This is a genomic window from Zwartia hollandica (assembly GCF_019923725.1).
GTDB lineage: Bacteria > Pseudomonadota > Gammaproteobacteria > Burkholderiales > Burkholderiaceae_B > Zwartia > Zwartia hollandica.
On the sequence record NZ_JAHXRI010000006.1, the window covers coordinates 927852 to 948734 of the forward strand.

19 protein-coding genes are annotated in these 20883 nt (G+C 52.3%); 14 read left to right on the top strand and 5 right to left on the bottom strand.

The window, feature by feature from the left end; genetic code table 11:
* Positions 1–6 precede the first annotated feature (6 nt).
* The 3 genes from KZZ10_RS07800 to KZZ10_RS07810 are packed head-to-tail and all read left to right on the top strand — an operon-like array spanning position 7 to position 2714.
* A complete protein-coding gene (locus KZZ10_RS07800; RefSeq protein WP_259660920.1) occupies positions 7–873 on the top strand; it encodes an MBL fold metallo-hydrolase in 867 nt (288 codons plus the stop codon).
* Positions 863–1771, top strand: a complete 909-nt coding sequence (locus KZZ10_RS07805; RefSeq protein ID WP_259660921.1) for a DMT family transporter — start codon at positions 863–865, stop codon at positions 1769–1771. Before KZZ10_RS07800 ends, KZZ10_RS07805 begins: the two co-directional genes overlap by 11 nt.
* A complete protein-coding gene (locus KZZ10_RS07810) occupies positions 1758–2714 on the top strand; it encodes a glycine/sarcosine/betaine reductase selenoprotein B family protein (protein ID WP_259660922.1) in 957 nt (318 codons plus the stop codon). The genes KZZ10_RS07805 and KZZ10_RS07810 overlap by 14 nt, the downstream gene beginning before the upstream one ends.
* Here the strand turns inward: KZZ10_RS07810 and KZZ10_RS07815 are convergent.
* Entirely contained in the window at positions 2702–3682 is a 981-nt protein-coding gene (locus KZZ10_RS07815; RefSeq protein WP_259660923.1) for a tripartite tricarboxylate transporter substrate-binding protein, read from the bottom strand. The two genes, KZZ10_RS07810 and KZZ10_RS07815, sit on opposite strands and share 13 nt — an antisense overlap.
* Positions 3683–3756: 74 nt before the next feature.
* Here KZZ10_RS07815 and KZZ10_RS07820 point away from each other — a divergent pair, with 74 nt between their 5' ends.
* The 10 genes from KZZ10_RS07820 (at position 3757) to KZZ10_RS07870 (ending at position 14695) form a co-directional block, all read left to right on the top strand.
* Positions 3757–5103 carry a class-II fumarase/aspartase family protein gene (locus tag KZZ10_RS07820; RefSeq protein ID WP_259660924.1) on the top strand — a complete coding sequence of 449 codons (1347 nt, stop codon included), beginning with the start codon at positions 3757–3759 and terminating at the stop codon, positions 5101–5103.
* An 8-nt stretch (positions 5104–5111) separates the two neighbouring features.
* Positions 5112–6605 carry a fumarate hydratase gene (locus tag KZZ10_RS07825; protein ID WP_259660925.1) on the top strand — a complete coding sequence of 498 codons (1494 nt, stop codon included), beginning with the start codon at positions 5112–5114 and terminating at the stop codon, positions 6603–6605.
* Between the two features lie 68 nt (positions 6606–6673).
* Positions 6674–7480 carry a class II aldolase/adducin family protein gene (locus tag KZZ10_RS07830; protein WP_259660926.1) on the top strand — a complete coding sequence of 269 codons (807 nt, stop codon included), beginning with the start codon at positions 6674–6676 and terminating at the stop codon, positions 7478–7480.
* Between the two features lies 1 nt (position 7481).
* Positions 7482–8432: a 2-hydroxyacid dehydrogenase gene (locus KZZ10_RS07835; RefSeq protein WP_259660927.1), complete on the top strand. Its 951-nt coding sequence runs from the start codon at positions 7482–7484 to the stop codon at positions 8430–8432.
* An 81-nt stretch (positions 8433–8513) separates the two neighbouring features.
* On the top strand, positions 8514–9014 hold the full coding sequence (locus KZZ10_RS07840; RefSeq protein WP_259660928.1) for a MaoC family dehydratase: 501 nt from the start codon (positions 8514–8516) through the stop codon (positions 9012–9014).
* 75 nt (positions 9015–9089) lie between these two features.
* Positions 9090–10067, top strand: coding sequence for a Bug family tripartite tricarboxylate transporter substrate binding protein (locus KZZ10_RS07845; protein ID WP_259660929.1), 978 nt, complete (start codon positions 9090–9092; stop codon positions 10065–10067).
* Between the two features lie 12 nt (positions 10068–10079).
* Complete coding sequence (locus KZZ10_RS07850) at positions 10080–11489, top strand: MmgE/PrpD family protein (RefSeq protein WP_259660930.1); 1410 nt, start codon at positions 10080–10082, stop codon at positions 11487–11489.
* A 56-nt stretch (positions 11490–11545) separates the two neighbouring features.
* Positions 11546–12700, top strand: coding sequence for an acyl-CoA dehydrogenase family protein (locus KZZ10_RS07855; protein ID WP_259660931.1), 1155 nt, complete (start codon positions 11546–11548; stop codon positions 12698–12700).
* Positions 12697–13887, top strand: coding sequence for a CaiB/BaiF CoA transferase family protein (locus tag KZZ10_RS07860; RefSeq protein ID WP_259660932.1), 1191 nt, complete (start codon positions 12697–12699; stop codon positions 13885–13887). The genes KZZ10_RS07855 and KZZ10_RS07860 overlap by 4 nt, the downstream gene beginning before the upstream one ends.
* Before the next feature lie 31 nt (positions 13888–13918).
* A complete protein-coding gene (locus KZZ10_RS07870; RefSeq protein WP_311133546.1) occupies positions 13919–14695 on the top strand; it encodes a GntR family transcriptional regulator in 777 nt (258 codons plus the stop codon).
* A gap of 4 nt (positions 14696–14699) precedes the next feature.
* Here KZZ10_RS07870 and KZZ10_RS07875 read toward each other — a convergent pair whose 3' ends face one another.
* Complete coding sequence (locus KZZ10_RS07875; protein ID WP_259660933.1) at positions 14700–15557, bottom strand: LOG family protein; 858 nt, start codon at positions 15555–15557, stop codon at positions 14700–14702.
* Between the two features lie 79 nt (positions 15558–15636).
* Here KZZ10_RS07875 and KZZ10_RS07880 point away from each other — a divergent pair, with 79 nt between their 5' ends.
* Positions 15637–16482, top strand: a complete 846-nt coding sequence (locus KZZ10_RS07880; protein WP_259660934.1) for a fumarylacetoacetate hydrolase family protein — start codon at positions 15637–15639, stop codon at positions 16480–16482.
* 4 nt (positions 16483–16486) lie between these two features.
* Here KZZ10_RS07880 and KZZ10_RS07885 read toward each other — a convergent pair whose 3' ends face one another.
* Genes KZZ10_RS07885 through mdoH form a run of 3 tightly spaced genes read right to left on the bottom strand, consistent with a single transcriptional unit; the run spans position 16487 to position 20846 of the window.
* Entirely contained in the window at positions 16487–17341 is an 855-nt protein-coding gene (locus KZZ10_RS07885) for a class I SAM-dependent methyltransferase (protein ID WP_259660935.1), read from the bottom strand.
* Positions 17338–19107, bottom strand: coding sequence for a glucan ABC transporter ATP-binding protein/ permease (locus KZZ10_RS07890; RefSeq protein ID WP_259660936.1), 1770 nt, complete (start codon positions 19105–19107; stop codon positions 17338–17340). The genes KZZ10_RS07885 and KZZ10_RS07890 overlap by 4 nt, the downstream gene beginning before the upstream one ends.
* Positions 19104–20846: a glucans biosynthesis glucosyltransferase MdoH gene (gene mdoH / locus KZZ10_RS07895; protein WP_259660937.1), complete on the bottom strand. Its 1743-nt coding sequence runs from the start codon at positions 20844–20846 to the stop codon at positions 19104–19106. Before mdoH ends, KZZ10_RS07890 begins: the two co-directional genes overlap by 4 nt.
* Positions 20847–20883: the final 37 nt, after the last annotated feature.

The following is a 20883-nucleotide window of genomic DNA, read 5'->3' on the forward strand; positions in this document are numbered from 1 at the left end:
ACAAGATTGGGTGCATTTGCAATCGAACGGGTAGTCGATCTTGAGCTTCCCTACGCTGCGGCGAGCCACTTTTTTCCCGACCTGACGCCTGAGATGCTGGCAACCTGTCAGCGCGAGTTTCAGCCGGGTCAATTGACGGCCGATGGTCGTCTTGAAATGAGTTTCCATTCTTTTGTGATTAAAACGGAGCGCCACGTGATTGTGGTGGACACCTGCTGTGGAAATCACAAACAAAGACCTCTTCGACCTGCGTTTCATCAAATGGACACCGGTTATTTGGGTGCTCTGGCAAGCGCACAGGTCAATCCCGAAGAGGTTGATTTCGTGATGTGCACCCACCTGCATTGGGATCATGTGGGATGGAACACGCAGCTTGTGGATGGTCGCTGGTGCCCGACCTTTCCAAATGCGAAATACATCATGTCAAAAACTGAATATGCGTATTGGGATCGTGCTTATCGAGACGGCGTAAAAGACACGCATGCGCAAGCCTTTGAAGATAGCGTGGATCCGATTGTGCGTGCCAAGCAGGCAGTGTTGGTGGATAGCGATTACGAACTTGATGATGGCATCGCGCTCGAAGCCTGTCCGGGGCACTCGCCCGGCAATTGCGTCATCAACCTTTCGTCGCAAGGTCAACGTGGTGTGATGACTGGCGATGTGTTGCATCATCAGATTCAACTGCGTTATCCAGAAATGTCCACAATCGCAGATGATGATCGGAACCTGGCGCGCAAGTCACGCATGGCATTAATTGAGAAGCATGCAGGAACCGGCAATTTGATTTTTCCCGCGCACTTTCCAAATCCCAGCGTTGGACGGATTGAAGTAAATCAAACAGGCGGATTTCGGTTCGATACAAATGAACGCTGATCCCGCTCGTCGCCGCAAGGCGATTTTGTTATTGGCTTTGCTGGTCTTGATTTGGGGAGTCAACTGGGTCATTGCAAAAATGTCACTGGCCTATATCTCTCCGATATGGGTCACCGCACTGCGTTTGTTGCCCGCCTGCGTTTTGTTTTTCTCCCTGTGCTTTTTTACTGGTCGGTTAAGAGTTCCAGTCCGTGCGGACTTACCGGTCGTGTTTTCGATTGGCTTATTGCATATGGTCGGTTTCTCTGTGCTGGTCAGTATCGGCATTCAGTACATGACGGCAGGAAAATCAATTGTGTTGGCGTACACGACACCGCTTTGGGTGTTACCCGCCGCATGGTTTTTTCTTGGTGAAAAACTCACACGTCGTAAGTTGACTGGATTGGTGGTTGGGATGCTTGGACTTGTTTTGCTATTGCAGCCAGGTGAGCTCGATTGGTCTGATCGCGATGTCTTGATTGGGCATGGTTTTGTGTTGCTCGCCGCCTTGTTGTGGGCGGGCTCCATCGTATATGGACGCGCCCATAAATGGGTGACCCCGCCTTTCGCATTGTTACCTTGGCAGATGTTGGTTGGCGGTTTAACGCAGTTGGTCCTTGCGTTGGCAATCGAGGGCTTGCCTCAGATCAAGTGGTCCGTCGAGTTCCTTCTATTGGTCGGGTTTAATTGTTTGTTGGGTAATGGACTTGCCTATTGGTTAATGAATGTCGTGAGTCGCGATCTTCCTGCAAGTGCCGTTTCGATGGGATTGTTGGGCGTCCCCGTCATTGGACTCGTATGCTCCAGTCTCGTGCTGGATGAAGCACTTGGACCTGCATTATTGATTGCTGCGGCGTTGATTATTTTTGGAATTATTTTAGGTACGACGACTCCGAGGAAAGCGCATGAACAAAAATGATACCCCTACACCCCCGTCAGACGCTGAGTTAGGATTCGCTCCGGATGAAGATGCGCCGATTCCCTACATGAAACGGACGCGGGATTGGTATCTGGCGCTAGGGTACGGGAACCCGTATCGATGGGCACATTACGTCGATGTGCCATTTACCCCCTTGGCTCAGCCGCTATCTCAGACGACGGTCGCCCTCATAAGCACCGCGTCACCTTACGATCCCACAAAAGGCGAGCAAGGCGTTGGTGCACCTTACAACGCCGAAGCGAAGTTTTATAAAGTCTACTCAGGCGATAGCTCGATTGACCACGATGTTCGGGTGTCGCATGTGGCGATTGACCGTAAGCACACGACCATGGAAGACAGTAACACCTGGTTTCCCTTGCCAGCGTTGCGCGCTGCTGTTGCGAAAGGTCGCATTGGTCGTCTAGCGACCCATTTTTTTGGTGTGCCAACCAACCGTAGTCAACGTCATACGCTTGAGGTGGATTGTCCAGAAGTGCTGCGTCGTTGCCGAGAAGAAAGTGTACAGGCTGTGGTGCTTGTCCCGAATTGTCCTGTGTGCCACCAAACCTTGAGTCTAGTTGCACGCTACCTTGAAGCAGCAGGTATATCGACGGTATTGCTTGCTTGCGCCAAAGACATTGTGGAGCACTGCGGTGTTCCACGCGCTATGTTTAGTGACTTCCCGTTGGGAAATGCGGCGGGCAAACCGAAGGATCCTGCGTCCCAGGCAGCAACTTTGGAGCTTGCGTTACGCACGCTCGAGTCCGCACCGGCTGCACGCACCACGGTGCAATCGCCCCAGCGCTGGAGCGAGTCGCACGCGTGGAAGCGTGATTACTCTAATGTGGAATGCGTCAGCCCTGAAGAGTTGACCCGGTTGCGTGCAGCGAACGACCGGGCCAAAGAAGCGGCTAAAGCGTTACGAGATACTCAGTTGACGTAGAGCCCGGCAGATTTGATCAGCGGCGTGAACATGTTGATTTCATTTTGGAGATGCTCACGTAGTTTGGCAGGCGTTGCCAGTGCAGGTGCGACAGGTGCACTGCCGATGCCTTCGAGGCGCTCTTTCACGACCGGATCCAAAACAGCTTTTGCTAAGGCATCAGACAGCTTGTCGATGATTGGCTTTGGTGTTCCCTTTGGCGCGTAGAGTCCAAACCAGATGCTGATGTCAAAACCCTTGACGCCGGCTTCGTTCAGGGAAGGGAGGTCGGGCAAAGACTCGAGGCGTTTGCTGCCCGCGACAGCATAGGCTTTTACGCGATTCGCTTTGATCGCAGGCATGGTGCCGGTTGTTTGATCGCAAAGCAAATCTATTTGTCCACCCATTAAGTCATTCAGTGCTGGTCCAGTTCCTTTGTAAGGAATGAGTGTTGGCTTAATGCCAAGCGTTTCCATGAACAGCAGGCTACAGAGATGCGAAGCTGAGCCAGCACCCGCATTACCCATGCTGATTTTTTCGCCGTTCTTTCTGATGTAGTCCACGAACTCTTGCGTGCCCACGGGTGGGAAATCCTTACGTGCGACCAAGACCATAGGGCCAACAGTAGCCAATCCAATTGGTTCAAAATCTTTCACGGGGTCGTAGGAAAGGTTCTTGATCATTAGCGAATTGGTGGCATGGCTGATGTGAATCATGAGTAGGTTATAGCCATCGGGTGCAGACCTAGCGACCTTCGCAGTACCGATACTTCCGCCAGCGCCAGCAACGTTTTCCACAACAATTTGTTGCCCAAGCGTTTTTTGCATCGCAGAAGCGAAAAGGCGAGTGATCGTGTCACCTGGACCGCCTGGTGCATAAGGCATCGCCATGGTGATAATCTTTGATGGGTATTCTTGCGCAGAGGCAGATAGTGAGGCTATGGCCAACCCGGCAGCCACGATTAGTTTGCGTACTAAGACTGTTTTCATTTTGACGGTGTCCCCCTAAGAAAAAGTAATTTGATATTACTATGTAAGTACCTTTTTTTTAGCTAAAAACCCCTATGCCTATCTCGATGCTTGAATCCGCAATTTTTAAGGATATGTTTGGTACTGCCGCCATGCGTGCGGTGTTTGACGATGCCGCGACGTTGTATCGCTACACGGAAACTGAAATCGCCTTGGCGAAGGTTCAGGGCGAACTGGGCGTTATCCCCAAGGCCGCTGCTGCAGCAATCTGCCAACGCGCTGATTCGACCAAACTTGATCTGGTGGAACTCAAGCGCGAAACTGAAATCGTCGGTTACCCGATTTTGCCCTTGGTGCATCAGCTATCAAAAATGTGCGGACCAGAGGGCGAGTATTTACATTGGGGTGCGACAACCCAAGACATCATGGACACTGCCACGGTGTTGCAGGTGCGGGCGGCGCTAGAAATCATCGAAACGGATTTGAAAGAGCTTGATCAGATTCTGGATCAGCTGTCTGCCACTTATCGCGATACACCCATGGCGGGCCGGACACATTTGCAGCATGCCTTGCCCATTACGTTTGGTTACAAAGCGGCGGTCTGGTTGCTTATGGTTCGACGTCACCGAGAGCGCTTAGCGCAGCTCAAGCCTCGCGTGTTGATTGGCCAGTTTGGTGGTGCAGCGGGAACGCTGGCCTCCCTCGGTGCTCAGGGCTTGCCGGTACAGGCGGCTTTGATGAAGGAGCTTGGCTTGGGTCTCGCCCCCGTCACCTGGCATGTCGCTCGAGATGGGCTCGTAGAGACCATTCAATTCTTGGCGTTAGTCACTGGATCGCTTGGCAAAATTGCCTTTGACATTATGTTGATGATGACGAACGAACTCGGTGAAGCATTTGAGCCTTTTGTTAAGGGACGGGGCGCATCAAGCACTATGCCTCAAAAACGCAACCCCATTTCGTGCGAGCTTATGTTGAGCGCATCTAAGTCGGTTAGGCAGCATGCGGGGCTCGCTTTAGATGCGATGGTTCAAGACTTTGAGCGTGCGACGGGTCCTTGGCATATCGAATGGGCTGCCATCCCTGAGTCATTTATTTTGACAGCAGGTGCCTTGCGCCAAGCCAAGTTCATGCTGGGTGGGCTAGAGGTGGATACCAAGCGCATGCTTAAAAACCTGGATCTGACCGGTGGCCTGATTGTGGCGGAAGCGGTGATGATGGGGTTGGCTCCACATATTGGGCGTCAAACCGCGCATGATGTAGTCTATGACGCCTGCCGTATCGCAGCTACCCAAGGTAAGAAACTAGCAGAAGTTCTGTATCTTGATACGAAGGTGAACACTAAGCTTGATCGTGTACGTATCGATGCACTCTGCGATCCAGCGAACTATTTAGGCGCTGCGCCACAGATGGTGGATCAAATGCGTGCCTGGCACAAAAGCTGAGGCTACCAATGCGTGTGATTCGTGCTGCAGATATTGTTTCGAGTATTGCCGACGCTTTGCAGTTTGTCAGCTACTACCATCCGGCAGATTTCGTTCAGGCCTTAAAGAATGCCTATCAGAAGGAAACGTCTGCGCCCGCGCGTAATGCGCTGTTGCAGCTCTTGGTTAACAGCAAGCTTAGTGCACAGGCACATCGTCCGATCTGCCAAGACACGGGTGTAGCCCATGTCTTTTTCAAACTAGGAATGGATGCCAGAATTTCCGCAGATGGTAAGCAGCCGACGCCGAGTTTGCAGGCGCTCGCGGATGCTGGCGTCTCGCAGGGCTACACCTATGCAGGAAATCCCTTGCGCGCCTCGATGATTCGACAACCTCTTGGTGATCGCAGTAATACGGGCGATAACACGCCAGCTATCGTGCATATCGAAATGATCGAAGGCGACACCCTGGAGGTGACCGTGGTGGCCAAGGGCGGTGGCGGTGATGTGAAGGCGCGTTATGCCATGCTTAACCCGAGCGATTCTGTGGCTGACTGGGTTGTGAGTCAACTTCCGGGGATGGGTGCTGGGTGGTGTCCTCCGGGTGTTTTAGGCTTGGGCATTGGCGGTTCGCCAGAACAAGCAATGGTGATGGCGAAGCGTTCGCTATTTGCGCCTATTGATATTCAGAGCTTGCGTGTACGTGACGACTTGGATGAGGCAGAGCGCTTACGCGTAGAAATTTTTGATCGCGTAAACGCTTTGGGCATTGGCGCACAAGGACTTGGGGGTGACGCGACAATCTTAGACGTCAAGATTGCTCAGGCCCCATCACATGCAGCGTTGTTGCCGGTTGCGTTGATGCCAAATTGTGCTGCTACACGTTTCGTTTCTTTCACGCTCGACGGCTCGGGTCCAGCCAAGCTTGTCGCGCCCGATGCGGCCGTCTGGGATGACATACCGCAAACAATGCCCTCTGCAGATGGCCGTCGCGTCAACCTCGATACGCTTTCACTTGAGGAAGTGCGTTCTTGGAAAGCGGGTGAATTGCTGCTGTTATCGGGTCGTCTTTTGACCGGTCGAGATGCCGCGCATAAGCGCTTGACCGATATGCTGGCACGAGGTGAAACGCTTCCCGTCGATTTAAAGAACCGCGCAATTTATTATGTGGGACCGGTTGATCCGATCGAAGGCGAAGCGGTTGGTCCTGCAGGCCCAACGACTTCTGCCCGAATGGATAAGTTTATGCCAGCCTTGCTTGAAAAAACGGGCTTGCTGGTCTCTGTCGGGAAAGCCGAGCGTGGACCGATCGCGATCGAAGCGATAAAAAAGGCAGGAGTCGCGTATTTGGTGGCTGTAGGCGGTGCTGCTTACTTGGTGTCTAAAGCAATCGAATCCGCAAAAGTGTTGGCTTTTGAAGATCTGGGCATGGAAGCGATTTATGAGTTTGTGGTGCGTGATATGCCGGTCACGGTCGCGATTGATCATACGGGTCGTACGATTCATTGGATGAAGCCTGTTTAATGGCTCACCCTCAAGCAGAGATTACTTTTGTTGTTTAAAGCGTAATTAAAAAAATATCAATAGGAGACATGATGGGAACCGCTTCATCGATCGTTATGAATACCTCGCCTAAGATTCCACCTGGGCCTCTTAAAGGCAGGGTGAGCGCCGAGGAATGGAAGACTCGTGTGGAACTCGCGGCCTGTTATCGCTTAGTCTCGCTCTACGGTATGACCGATATGATTGCGAACCATATTTCTGCAATGGTGCCGGGCGAGCCCAATCATTATCTGATCAATCCGTACGGGATGTTGTATGACGAAATCACCGCCTCGAGCCTGATCAAAATCGATATCGACGGCAACATCATTGATCGTCCAAATGAAGATTACGGGATCAATCGCACGGGCTTTGTGATCCATAGTGCCATTCATTCTGTGCGACCCGATGCTGCGTGCATCATCCATACGCACACGCGTGCTGGTATGACCGTGTCAACCTTAAAGTGTGGCCTGTTACCGCTGACACAAACCGCCACGCGTTTTGCCAAGGTTGCTTACCACCACTTCGAAGGTATCTCTGTCGATTTGTCTGAGCAAAAAAGTTTGCAGCGTGACTTGGGCGATGCGGAGGTGATGATCTTGCATAACCACGGATTGCTTGCCGTTGGCCCGTCTATTCCAGAAGCCTTCAACAGTATCTATCGACTGGAGCTAGCCTGCAAAGTGCAAGTTGACGCGATGGCCTGCAACGCTGAGCTGATCATTCCTGAACCCGAGGTGGTTGCCAAAGCGAATGCACAGTGGAACCCGAGCGTAACCAGACGCTACGGCATTCTTGAATGGCCAGCGATGCTTCGTCAGTTAGATAAGAAAGACGATAGTTACAAGCAATAAGATGATGCAACACGCTAAGCCCGAGGTCATTGTGGCGTTCCCGGTTGCTGGCGCGGCACTTGAGGCCTTGCGTGCGCATTACACGGTGCACCACGTTCCAGTTGTTGCTGAGCGCCAAGTCGCAGTCGATCAACTCGGCGCTCGAATCGTGGCAGTCATCACAAACGGCACCTATGGATGGGACGCTGCACTGATGCGTCAGATGCCTAAACTAAAGGTGATTGCTGCCTTTGGCGCGGGTTATGAAAACATCGATGCGCAGGCTGCTTATGAACTTGGCATCGCAACGAGTCATGGCCGCGGCACGAACACAATTAGCGTAGCGGATCATGCGCTCACGTTGCTTTTTGCTATCGTACGTGACGTTGTCATGTCCGCTGAAGGGTTGCAGAAGGGTAAGTGGCACACTATTCGTCACGCACGCCCAGATATTTCCGGACGACGCCTGGGGATTTTTGGGCTTGGTCTTATTGGGCAAGCGATCGCGACACGTGCGCGGGCGTTTGATATGTCGATCGCGTACTGCAATCGCAAGCCTAATCCAGACGTGGCGTATGAGTACGTGCCATCACTCGAGAGCTTGGCCGAGAGAGTGGACTTTTTGATTTGTGCTGCGCCGGGTGGTGCAGCCACACAGCATGTGGTGAATGCGGCCGTTTTGCGGGCGCTTGGGCCACAGGGCTATTTGGTGAATGTGGGGCGCGGCTCCGTTGTGGATTCAGACGCGCTGTCGTTTGCGTTGCGCAATGGACAAATTGCAGGCGCTGGGCTGGATGTTTTTGAGGGCGAACCGCAGCTGCCAGAGTCTTTAAAGGGCCTTTCAAATTTGATTGTGACTCCGCATATTGCCGGGTTTTCCCCTGACTCCTTCGTGGGCTACATACGCTCAGTGGTCGAGAACGTTGATGCCTGTCTGGCAGGACGCCCCGCTGTCACGCCCATTCCCCTTTAACGCTGGACCGGCTTGACAGTTTCACGACTGTCAGCGACACTTTGTCCGGACAAACAACTAAACCAGACAAAAGAGGGTGGAATGGAGATCAAGACAGTCGGACACAAGCGCTATCAGGCTAGCTACGGGCGATACCTCGAGGATTTCGAGCTTGGTGCTGTGTATGAACATCGGCCAGGTCGGACTATTTCCGAGGCAGATAACACGCAGTTTTCGCTCATGACGATGAACTTTCATCCTATGCACTGTGACGCCGCGTTTGCTGCAAAGAGTGAATTCGGCAAGTTGTTAGTCAACAGTGGTTTGACGCTGGCAATTGTCCTTGGCATGACGGTTAATGACATTAGCGGCAAGGCAGTTGCTAACTTGGGCTGGAAAGAGATCAACTTAACCGCACCAGTCTTCCCGGGTGACACGCTATATGCAGAGTCGGAAGTGCTAGAGGTGCGCGACTCCAAAAGCCGGCCAACGCAAGGCATGGTGACTGTTCGCACGCGTGCGTTTAATCAGAATGGGGTCGAAATCATGAATTTCATTCGTACAGCCCTAGTGCCTAAACGTGGTCATGGCGTAGGCGATTGAGTCGCTCACGACTAGACAGTTAGTAGAAAGTCGAATCTGCAGTCCCATCACAAAAAACATAGAAGAGACAAGACAATGAAAATGATCAAACGCTTCACTCTGGCTCTAACCGCAGTTGTGCTTACTTCCGTTGCTGTAACAAGTCATGCGCAGTACCCAGAAAGTCCGGTCAAGATGATTGTCGGCTTTCCACCAGGACAGGCGACAGATATCGTGGCGCGCTACATGGCGCAGAAGTTTGCTGACAATATTCCTGGTTCAAACTTCATCGTGGATAACCGTCCGGGCGCGTCTGGGATTCTGGGTAGTCGAATCGTCGCGGGTGCGGTACCTGACGGATTGACCTTGATGATGGGGTCAAGCGCGACACTGGCGGTGAATCCCGCGTTATATAAGGATCTGCCGTACGACGTACTACGTGACTTCACGCCAATCAGCTTAATTGCCGTGGTGCCCCAGTATCTCGTGGTCAATCCAGACTTGCCAGTCAAAACAGTTCAGGATCTTGTCGCGTTAGCAAAAAAGAATCCAGGAAAAATAAATTATGGTTCTGGAGGGAGTGGTGTCACCAACCACCTCATCATGGAACTTTTCAAACAGGCTGCCGGCATCGATATGACTCACGTACCCTACAAGGGTGGTCCTGCAGCACTGACCGACTTGATGGCAGGTCGAATTTCGGTAATGTTTGAAACGGGACCAGGTGCGATTCCACACATTAAGTCTGGACGGTTACGTGCAATCGCCGTTTCAAGTGCGGAACGTGCTGCGGTCACACCTGGTATCCCAACAGTTGCCGAATCAGGCTATCCAGGGTTTCAGGCCGTCGCTTGGATTGGACTGGTTGCACCTGCCAAGACACCGGATGCTGTGATCAGTAAGCTTTCCAGTATTTCAATGAAGTCGCTCCGCGAAAAAGACTTTTCTGAAAAACTTGCAGCGCTAGGTGCCGTGCCGGTTGGAAACTCACCCAGTGAATTTAGGACATTTATCGAAGGCGAACTCAAACGCTGGGCTATCGCCGTGAAGCTGTCAGGCGCGAAGGTTGATTAAATCGGAATCATCATGACCAAACAAATAGGTAGTACCCCAGCAACAGGCCGTGCCATTTCAGAACAAATCGCTACCTTTGCGACTAACCTGAAATCCACCGACATTCCACCCGCAATACGCGAACGCGCAAAGTTGTTGATGCTCGACGCATTCGGCATTGCACTGGCTTCGCACGGCTATGATTTTTCAAAACGTGCCATGGCAGCGATCGATGAATTGAATTCGGGTGGGGAGTCCATCGTGGTGGGCTCGGATAAGCGTCTCGATCTTCGAAACTCTATCTTGATGAATGGCATTCTGATTCATGGCTTAGATTATGACGATACGCACGCTCAAGGTGTGATTCACACCACGACATCAACCTTGCCGACTGCACTTGCCGTAGCCGCGAAGCAAAACAAAAGTGGTGCTGACATGCTCACCGCCTTCGTGCTGGGCGTAGAAGTCGCTGCGCGGCTTGGTTCGGTGGCCAAGGGAGGCTTCCATCAAATTGGATTTCATCCTACCGGACTGATCGGCACCTTTGGTTGCACGATGGTGACGGGCTGGTTGATGGGGCTCAACGCTGCGCAATATGTGGACGCGCAGGGACTTGCCTTGTCGGTTGCATCTGGCAGTCTGGAATTTTTGAATGATGGGGCCTGGAATAAGCGGATGCATCCTGGCTGGGCTGGGTATTCGGGTGTAACGGCTGCGACCCTGGGCCGCCATGGTTATACCGGAACGCGTTTGGCCTATGAGGGGCGCTTTGGCTTGTATGCGAGCCACCTCGCAGGCCGCGACGATTATGACTTGAGTATGGCTACTCAAGATCTTGGCAAGGTCTGGGAACTGGATCGCGTATCAGTTAAACCTTTGCCTGCCTGTCACTTCACGCATGCAGGTGTCGATGCGGCAGTGCGAATTTATGCTCAAGGCGTACGAGCCGATCAGATCAAGCGTATCGAGGTTCTGGTTCCAGAGGAAGTCGTTAAGACTGTCTGCGAGCCCGAAGCGGCAAAACGCAAACCGGCTAATTCGTATGAGGCGCAATTCAGCATCCCCTACTTGGTCGGCACAGCCTTATTAAAAGGGAGACTGACGCTAGACGATATTGATGAGCCTGCCCTGTCTGATCCCAAAGTCTTAGCGTTGGCGGCGATTACGGAGTATTCGGTAGACCCAGATAGCCGTTTTCCCAAGTTCTTTGATGGTGAGGTGATCGTTGAGCTCAAGGATGGTCGGATCATTCGTGAGCGCGAAGCGATGAATCGAGGTTCTGTAGATCGTCCACTTACAGCGCAGGACATCATCACCAAATATCGTGACAATGCTGCTCGACAAGTGTCATCTGCCCGCAGCCTAGAAATCGAAGAGCGAGTATTGAATCTTGAAAACGGCTCGGCTCGAGACTTGGCAGCTTGTCTTGGTCGCATCGCCTGACCTTAATCCTTATTTATCAACAAACACCTAAAGTGCAGCACCGGAGATTAGAAACAATGAGTAATCAAGACGCAGATCAGGAACGCATCATTCTCGACATGGTCGATCGCTTCCTGGAGAAAGAGGTCAAGCCTTACGCGTGGCAACTCGAGCATGATGATGAATATCCGGCAGAGATTGTCGAAAAAATGAAAGAGATGGGTTTGTTCGGTTGTTTGATTGCGCCCGAGTATGGTGGTCTGGGTCTCTCAACTGTGACCTACGCCAAAATCATTGAACATATTTCAATCGTGTGGATGTCCGTGTCGGGAATTATTAATTCCCACATCATCATGGCAGCTGCGCTGCAGAGAAATGGCACTGAAGAGCAAAAGCGTGCCTTCTTGCCACGCTTCGCGACGGGTGAGTTGCGCGGTGGCATTGCGTTGACGGAGCCTGACTGTGGCACTGACCTGCAGGCGATTCGTACCACTGCTGTTCGAGATGGTGATGACTACATCATCCAGGGCAATAAGATGTGGATCTCAAATGGTATCTACGGGAACTGCTTCGCCGTGTTGGTCAAGACTGATCCGAATGCGAGCCCACGTCACAAGGGTATGAGCTTATTCCTCGTTGAAAAGAGTGACGCGTTTCGCGCGAGCCGGAAGTTAGAAAAACTCGGCTACAAAGGGATCGACTCGGCTGAGCTGGTTTTCGACCAGTGTCGCGTGCCGGCGAGCCAGTTAATCGGTGGCAAAGAAGGTAAGGGTTTGCAAATGATTTTGAACGGCTTGGAGCTCGGCCGAATCAACGTTGCGGCACGGGGTGTGGGTGTAGCGCAAGCTGCCTTGAACGAAGCAGTGAAGTATTCGCAGCAACGCAAAACCTTCGGAAAGCAAATTTGTGAGCATCAAGCTATTCAGTTGAAATTGGGTGATATGGCAACGCGAACAGAAGCCTCAAGGCTTTTGACTATGCGTGCGGCAGAGGCATACGATCGTGGCGAACGTTGCGATATGGAGGCAGGAATGGCTAAGCTGTTCGCAACGGAGTCTGCGTTGGAAAATAGCATGGAAGCGATGCGGGTTCATGGCGGATATGGCTATTCAAAAGAGTACTTGGTTGAACGCTTCTATCGTGACGCGCCCTTGTTGACGATTGGTGAAGGCACTAACGAGATGCAGCGCATCATTATCGCCAAGCAGTTGATTGCAAGGAATCCAATATGAGTTTGCCGCTACAAGGGATGCGGATACTTGCCATTGAACAGTATGGTGCGGGTCCGTTCTCAACGCAACACTTAGCTGATTTAGGCGCAGAAGTCATTAAGATTGAGAATCCACACGATGGTGGCGACGTTGGTCGCGCGGTCGGACCACATTACTTTGGTCCTGGCGATAGTCATTTTTATCAAGCCTTCAATCGAAACAAGAAGAGCATCCGCCTAGACCTTAAAAAAGATGCAGGCCGAGAGGTATTGCATAAACTAGTCGAGCACGCGGACGCAGTCTTCAATAATTTGCGTGGCGACTTACCAGCAAAATTGGGTCTGGACTACGAGTCGCTAAAACATATTCGCAAGGATATTGTCTGTGTGCATTTGTCGGCTTATGGTCGTGAAGGCGAGCGTGCTGCCTGGCCTGGTTACGATTACTTGATGCAAGCCGAAGCAGGCTATCTGTCGCTGACTGGTGAGCCGGATGGTCCACCCTCGCGCTTTGGTCTGTCGATGATTGATTTGATGACCGGCACAACCGCCGCTCTAGGACTCGTATCTGGCGTGTTGGGTGCAAGAGCGACCGGAGTTGGACGTGATATCGATACTAGTTTGTTTGATGTGGCGATGCATAACCTCGCTTACCTCGCGACCTGGTATCTGAATGGCGGTCACGTCACCGGCAGAGCGCCTCGCTCGGGTCATCCGTCTCTTGTGCCAAGTCAGCTGTATCCGACTAAAGATGGCTGGCTATTTATCATGTGCAACAAAGAAAAGTTCTGGCCTGTCTTGGCCAAAGAGCTGGGGCGACCTGAGTGGGCGCAACGTCCCGAGTACAGCTCTTACAAAGCTCGTTTAGAGAACCGAGATCAGTTTAATGCGGATATTGAGAGCGTTACGTTGACAGACACCACCGCAAACTGGATGAAAAAGTTTGCAGGAAAAGTGCCTGCCTCTCCGGTCTATGACGTGGCTCAGGCCTTGGACAACCCCTTTGTGCATTCGCGAGAGGGTGTGGTCAAGACCGCAAGGGCGGATGGGTCGGAAGTGCTAGGTGTTGCTGCTCCGATCCGCTGCGCTGGAGATCCGGCACCGCTGCGCGCAGCGCCTGAAATGGGCGCTGATACAGATGCGTTATTAGCTTCTGCTGGTTTTACGGCAGAGCAAATTAAGTTCTTACGTGAGCATGCCGTTCTGTGAGGTCGAGGTATTGCATGAATAGGTTTTGCCGATGACTCGAGTGGAATCATCTTTGCCGGTACCTCGTTACGTGCAAGTTGCACGTACGTTGTTCGACGAGATTGAAAGCGGGCGCTATGGGGTCGGTAGCCTGTTACCCACGGAATTCGAGCTCTGCGAGCAGTTTGGTGTTTCGCGATTTACCGTTCGCGAAGCGGTAAAGCAGCTCGTGCAGCAGGGCTTGGTGACGCGCCAACCAGGTGTTGGCAGTCGCGTTCTGGCGCAGCGTCCCGTTAAGCAATACACGCAAACGATGACGGGCATCACTGACCTGCGACAGTACGCAAGCGAGACGACACTGCAGGTGACGAAGTCGCAGCTCTTGCCTGTAGCGGGTGAGTTGGCGAAGTTACTCGATGCAAATAAGGGAGAGACGTGGTTGCATATTGAAGGCTTGCGTTATCAGGATGGTCAAGCGCAGCCAATTTGTTTGACGGATGTTTACATTGCGCCGAGATTTCGATCGCTTGAGGGTGTGCGCGATGCGATGCGACAGCCGCTCTATCGTATTTTAGAGAAGCAGTTCAATTGCACCATTAAAACTGTGCACCAGGAGATCCGTGCGATTGTGTTAAATGCTCAGCTTGCCAAACAGCTTGGCGTATCTGCCCGCAGTGCGGGGCTATGGATCGCCCGCCGATATCTCGATGAGCGTGATGAGCTGGTTGAACTAGCCGTGAGTGTTCATCCCGCCGATCGGTTTAGCTATCGCGAGTCCTTCCGTCGTGATTGGCAGCTGAATAATATCAACACCGACACCACACATTGATTGATTAGTCTAGCTCGTACCAATCTCGGATAACTGACCACGCCTGCGTTGCGGTGTCTACAAAATGAATGATCTTCATATCGGCAACATCGATTAGTTCTTGATTTACTAATAAATCAAATCTGACGACCGTTTGCCAATGCTGGGCGTCCACAAGGACCACGGGCAAGGGTTCTATCTTCTTCGTTTGAATTAGCGTTAAGACCTCGAACAGCTCATCAAATGACCCAAACCCGCCGGGATACACCACGATCGCGCGTGCACGCATGACAAAGTGCATTTTGCGCAAGGCAAAATAGTGGAATCGGAATGCTAGCCCAGGGGTGATGTAAGGGTTTGGATTCTGTTCGCGAGGCAGGCTGATATTTAGGCCAATCGTTAAATCACCCGATTCAAACGCGCCTCGGTTGGCCGCCTCCATGATGCCAGGGCCTCCACCGGTACAGATATGCAGGCGGTTGTGTGCGTCAGATTGTGTTTGGTTATAGCTAGCTACCAGATGTCCAAACTCTCGTGCCGACTCATAGTGATGACTATTGTCTAAAGCTGTGTTGGCCTTCAGGCGTGCGTTGTCATCGGGTGCTTTTGCTAGCAATAGTTCTGCATCTGCTTTGCAAATAAAGCGTGCTGAGCCGAATACTACGATTGTGTGATCGATTGCTCTCTCGCGCAGGGCCAGGTCTGGTTTGAGTAGTTCAAGCTCAAAACGAATGCCACGGACCTCTGGACGACTTAAAAACTCGTGATCTGCAAAGGCGAGATGGTAGGAGTCTCCATACTGCTTAGCCTCTGCATCGCCACGCGTTGCCGCGAGGAATTGTCCGGCGGTTTGTGCATTGTCGCGGGGGAGTTTGGGTGTCATAGCGCTGCCTGAGTGACCAACAGTGGTTTGTAGCCTAATATATTCTAAAAATACAGATCGGCTACTTTAAGGAAGATAAATGAAATTTCTGAGCTACACGCACGAGGGTCGAGACTCTTTTGGTGTTCTGCGCGATGATCAAACGATCGTCGACCTCGGGTCACGCTTGGGCGCACAGTATCCAACGCTATTGCAACTGGTGCGCAAAGATGGATGGGAAGCGGCGCGTAAAGTGGTGCAAGCTGCGAGGGTTGGTGATTTTAAGGAAGCCGAGATCGAATACCTGCCGCTATATCTCGAGCCCGTGACTATTCATTGTGTAGGGCTGAACTATGCGGCCCATGCCGCAGAAGCAGGTCACAAGCCTCCAGAATATCCTCGTACTTTCGTCAAGATCCCCGCTGCTCTGGTGGCGCATGGTCAGGATTTTGAGAAGCCAACGTTGTCGCCTGAGTATGACTTTGAGGGCGAGATCGCCGTGATTCTGAGTAAAGACGCACGCAACATCAAAGCAAAAGACGCTGCGCAATACATCGCTGGGTATACCTGCTTTATGGATGGATCCGTACGCGACTATCAGTTTCAACGCACGCTAGATCAAGGGAAGAACTTTTATCGTTCTAGTTCGATAGGCCCGTGCTTGGTCACAGCCGATGAGGTTGGCCCGTTAGATAAGCTTACGATCACGACGAAGGTTGCTGGCGAGGTCATGCAAAATGCTGCCTTTGAAACCATGATTTTTTCGATTCCTAAATTGATCGAATACATCTCTGCTTTTACGGCATTATCTGCTGGCGATGTGATTGCGACGGGCACTCCAGAGGGAGTCGGCTTTAGCCGCAAGCCGCCCAGATTCTTGCAATCCGGAGAGATTGTTGAGGTGATTGTCGATCGCGTAGGGTTGCTTCGCAATAAGGTCGTGTAAGGCCTTAGCTGCCAAATGTAGCCAAAAGATCCCAGTGTCCGATCATGCAGGCCTGGGCCTCTTGTCGGGCTGTCTTCCAGGATGCGAGCGTGGCTGCATCTAGAAGGCCTGTCTCACCCACAGCTTGCGCGCTACCAGTGGCGAGTGCATGGATCAACGCAGCGTCGTGGCGCTGATCAAGCTCCCAAGGGCTCGGTGCAATACTGACCTGAAAGCCATATTCCAACAAGCGCCGTTGCATAATGTCGACCGCTTTCGGGCCGGCAGCCAAACCGAAACCTTTGTCGGTCGCTTGATGCGCATGAAAAGCACGCAATGCTTGCTCATCGGCGGGGTGTGTGGGCATCCATTGTTCTGAACCGTCATAGGTCAGAATGGTGTAGAGCGGCGTACAGAGTGCCGAACAAAAGCGCTCGAGCCAGGGCTCTGCGACTAAGTCAAAGAAAGCTGCCGCCGTCAGTAAATCAGCTGGTTGCTCAAGGATCAATTCGATATTCTTAGATAGATCGGTACAGAGGAAGTCCACTTGAATTTGCTTGTCTCCCTTTCTAAGATGCAAGCAGGAGTGGTTGGCAGATTCTGTCGTGTCGGCCCAAGCGGACAGGGCAAGACGTGCGGCCTCAATGAGCTTTGGGTCATAGTCAATGAGTGTCCAGTGCTGGTCACAGTCGAGATGCGGTGATAGTCCTCGCAGGTTAGACCCAGTACCGGAGCCCAGATCAATGATCCGCAGCGGCAGGCTATCGGCGGTACGCGAACGCGTCAACAGTTCATTCAGCTGCTCGCGCAAGGCTTGATTGCGTGATCGGTGATCTGCCGGTTCACGCAGTGCCAACCATTGCGATGAAAATTCACTCATACAGGACTCTTTGATGTTTGTTCATTGAATTGCGCATTGACGATTTCCGTGAAGCGACCGTGTCGTGCGTATAAGGCGTCGAATGACCCGGTCTCGATGACACGGCCATCCTCCATCACCAGAATCATATCTGCGTGACGTATTGTGCTTAGTCGATGGGCAATCACAAGCGTTGTGCGATTGCGGGTGACCTCTTCAAGCGCTTCCATTAACTTGAGTTCCGTTGTGCCATCCAAGGCGCTTGTGGCTTCATCTAGAATTAAGATAGGTGGATCTTTTAGGATGACGCGTGCAATGGATAGGCGCTGTCGTTCTCCGCCAGACAACGCCCGACCGCGTTCGCCGATATTGGTCTCCAAGCCGTGAGGCTGGCGTTCAATAAATTCCAGTGCCTGCGCGCGTGCGCAAGCTTCAAGCAGCTGTGCATCCGTTGCTTCTGGACTACCGATCCGAAGATTTTCGGCGATTGAGCGGTTAAAGAGCAGCGGCTCTTGAAACACAACACCGATGTTGCGACGCAGAGCCGCAAGTTGGAAGTGACGAATGTCTTGATCATCCACTGCGATCACGCCCGTTTGCGGATCGAATGCGCGATAGAGTAGGCTTAGCGCCGTTGTCTTGCCCGCGCCAGACGCGCCAACCAAGGCAATCGTTTGCCCGGGCTGTATGGTGAAATTTAGATTATCGATAGCGGTGCGCTTACCGTCGTAGGAAAACGAAACATCTTTAAACACGATTTTCCCATTTAGACGACCAGGGTCTATGGCAGTCGCTGAATCGCAGATGAGCGGATTGGTATCCAGAACCTGGAAAAACTCTCGTAGTTTTGGTGCGTCCATCGCGAGCTTGTTAATAAAAGATACAACCTGCTCTAACTTGCCGATCACTAAGCCAGCAAAGGCAATAAAGGTAACGATTTCTCCAACGCTAATCAGATCCTGCGTAAAGAGCCAAGCGCCGAGCACCACAATACACAGAATGGTGAGTGTGGTTGCCGAGCGGGTGAGCATGGTCATCACTGCCCACCAAGAGAGCACGGGTAATTGTGCGCCGAGTACGCGTTGACTGATGCCTCTGAGACTGTCGACTTCATACTGCACCCGCGCAAAGCTCTGTACGAGGGCTACATTGCCCAACGTGTCGGAGGCGCGTTCCGCTAGATCGGAGTGATGAGATTCGACTTGCTGTTGAAGTGTTTGCGTACGCTTCAGAATGAAATGTGTGAGAAGCGCAAATATCACGCACAGTACGATCAATACCCAGGCCAGACGCCAGTTGATATAAAGCGCGACCGGGATCAGAACAATGAGTGATACCAAGGCAGCTAAGTTATCTCGGAAGAAGCTCAGCCATAACCACCATAAGGTATCCGTACCCTGCAGCATCACTTTCATCGCGCGGCCAGAGTGTGTGCGTGAGTGCTGCGACAGGGGAAGATGCAACACATGCTCGAAATAGTCGGCAAGGACGGCGTGTCTGCGGCGGTGTGCCAGTCGGTCCGAAAGCAACGCGATCGACGCACCCGCCGCAATAGTGAAAAGGCCAAAGCCCGCCCAAGCGAGCAGAAGCGGTACGACGCGATCCCAAAGTTGAGCGTTCGACTGAGTTGCGCTTTTTGACAGAGTGTCTATGACACGTCCGAAGAGGATGGGCTCTGCAAACAGAGTGATTGCCAGACATACATTAGTGATAGCCAACCCCCAGCCTGTGCGTTGGTCGGACCCAAGTTGACGTAAGACGCGTTTGTAAAGCGCAGTCAGCGTCATGAGAGAGCTCGTAAGTGTAAGGACTTGAGCGCCTCTGGCGGATCAATCTCCTCAGGGAGGCTAAGTAGTTTGTGCTGAATAAGTATGGCTCCAAAGCATGGGAGTGACGTGAGAACAGCGATCGGGACGGAGAGGAGCAAGCCGCCTAAGACGAAAAAAGAATACGGCAACAGGTGCGGGTGCGAGATGAATAATCCGACCACACCGAATAGTCCAAGAAGGGTGTGTGGCCAAAATTGCTTGAGCGCAGTCCCCAGCGCAATGGAGTGATCATCGCGTGCTTGGGCACCCCAGCCAGCCTTCTTGCCGAACACAAGTCCTGTCATGAATATCGTGTGATTTAGCCAAGTAATAGGTGTCATCAAAATGGAGAAAACCATCTCGAGGGTAAAGCCTGTGACAAAGCGCAAGGTCCCGCCAAAACGTTTACGCTCGCTTGCGCGCGACACAACATCTGCCGCACCTGCAATTTTTGGCAGGTACCACATTGTTAATGTTGCAATCATCAACACGACACCGTAAGACCCATGCATGATTTGACTTGGATCAGAGCTGAAACACGCACTCACAATACCGAGCGTTAAGAGCACGATCCAGGCAGGAGAGCCTAAAAACATAAAGATGGCAACACACAACTGGTAGCGGCTCATAAAGAGTAGGCCGGGTAATCGCAGCAAGTGTATGTATTGCAAGTTTCCTTCACACCAGCGCAGATCACGACGTATGTATTCCACGAGAGTGGGTGGGTTCTCTTCCCAGCTCTCATCTTCCTGCGGAATCACACGCACATCAAAGCCTGCTTTGCGCATCAAAACGGCTTCAATCTGATCATGGCTCAAAATATGACGCGTCGTGCCGTTTGGCCCCGGTAGGGCTGGAAGCTCGCAATGCGCGATAAACGGGGCCAGACGAATCGCTGCGTTATGTCCCCAGTAGGGACCGCAATCAGATTGCCACCATGCAGAGCCCATTGTGTAGGAGCGCATGCCCAGGCGCATGCCGTACTGAAAAAGTCGCGTAAAGCCGCTCGTAGAGGGAAGCCCAACCACCAAACCCTGCAAAATTCCGAGCTTAGGGGTTGCTTGCATGATTCGGATTAAACGCATGATCGCTTTGCCGGTCATGAAGCTATCGGCATCAAGGGTGATGGCGATATCGTGCTGGTTACCCCAGCGTTCGCAAAAGTCCGCGATATTGCCAGCCTTATAACCCTTGTTGTTGGTGCGTCTGCGATAGGTGATGGCAATACTCTGTTTCCACCGCTTCTGCATTGCGTCAAAACAGGCCTGCTCTTGTTCGCCAATCTGCTGGCTGTCTGTATCGCTTAATACATAGAGATGAATATGGGGAGCGATTTCTGGCTCTGTTAAACTAGCGAGCATCACCTCGATATTGCGCTCGAGGCGTTCCGGTGTCTCATTGCGAATACACAACAGTAAGGCAGTCGACAGAGTGATTGGTTGGGCGCTGCTCGCATGCAAGGCGTCGGGGACGACCAACGCTAACGGGTCCCGAACAAAGCGACAAATAATAAAACCAATAGTGGCGTTCCAGAAGCCAATGACCATCCAGGGCAGCGTCAGGGCGAATAGAACGAGGATCGCGATATGCGCCATCGACGAGACGGCTGGTCCGAGCGCACGATGCATGAGCCACAGCAAAAAAACGAACGTGCTTAGGGCAAGCGTCGCGAAAAGAATTCGGCGCAGATGGATTGCAGGTGCAGTGGGGTTGTTCACAAAATTTCCAAACGAACGGCTAGCGCTCACTTATACT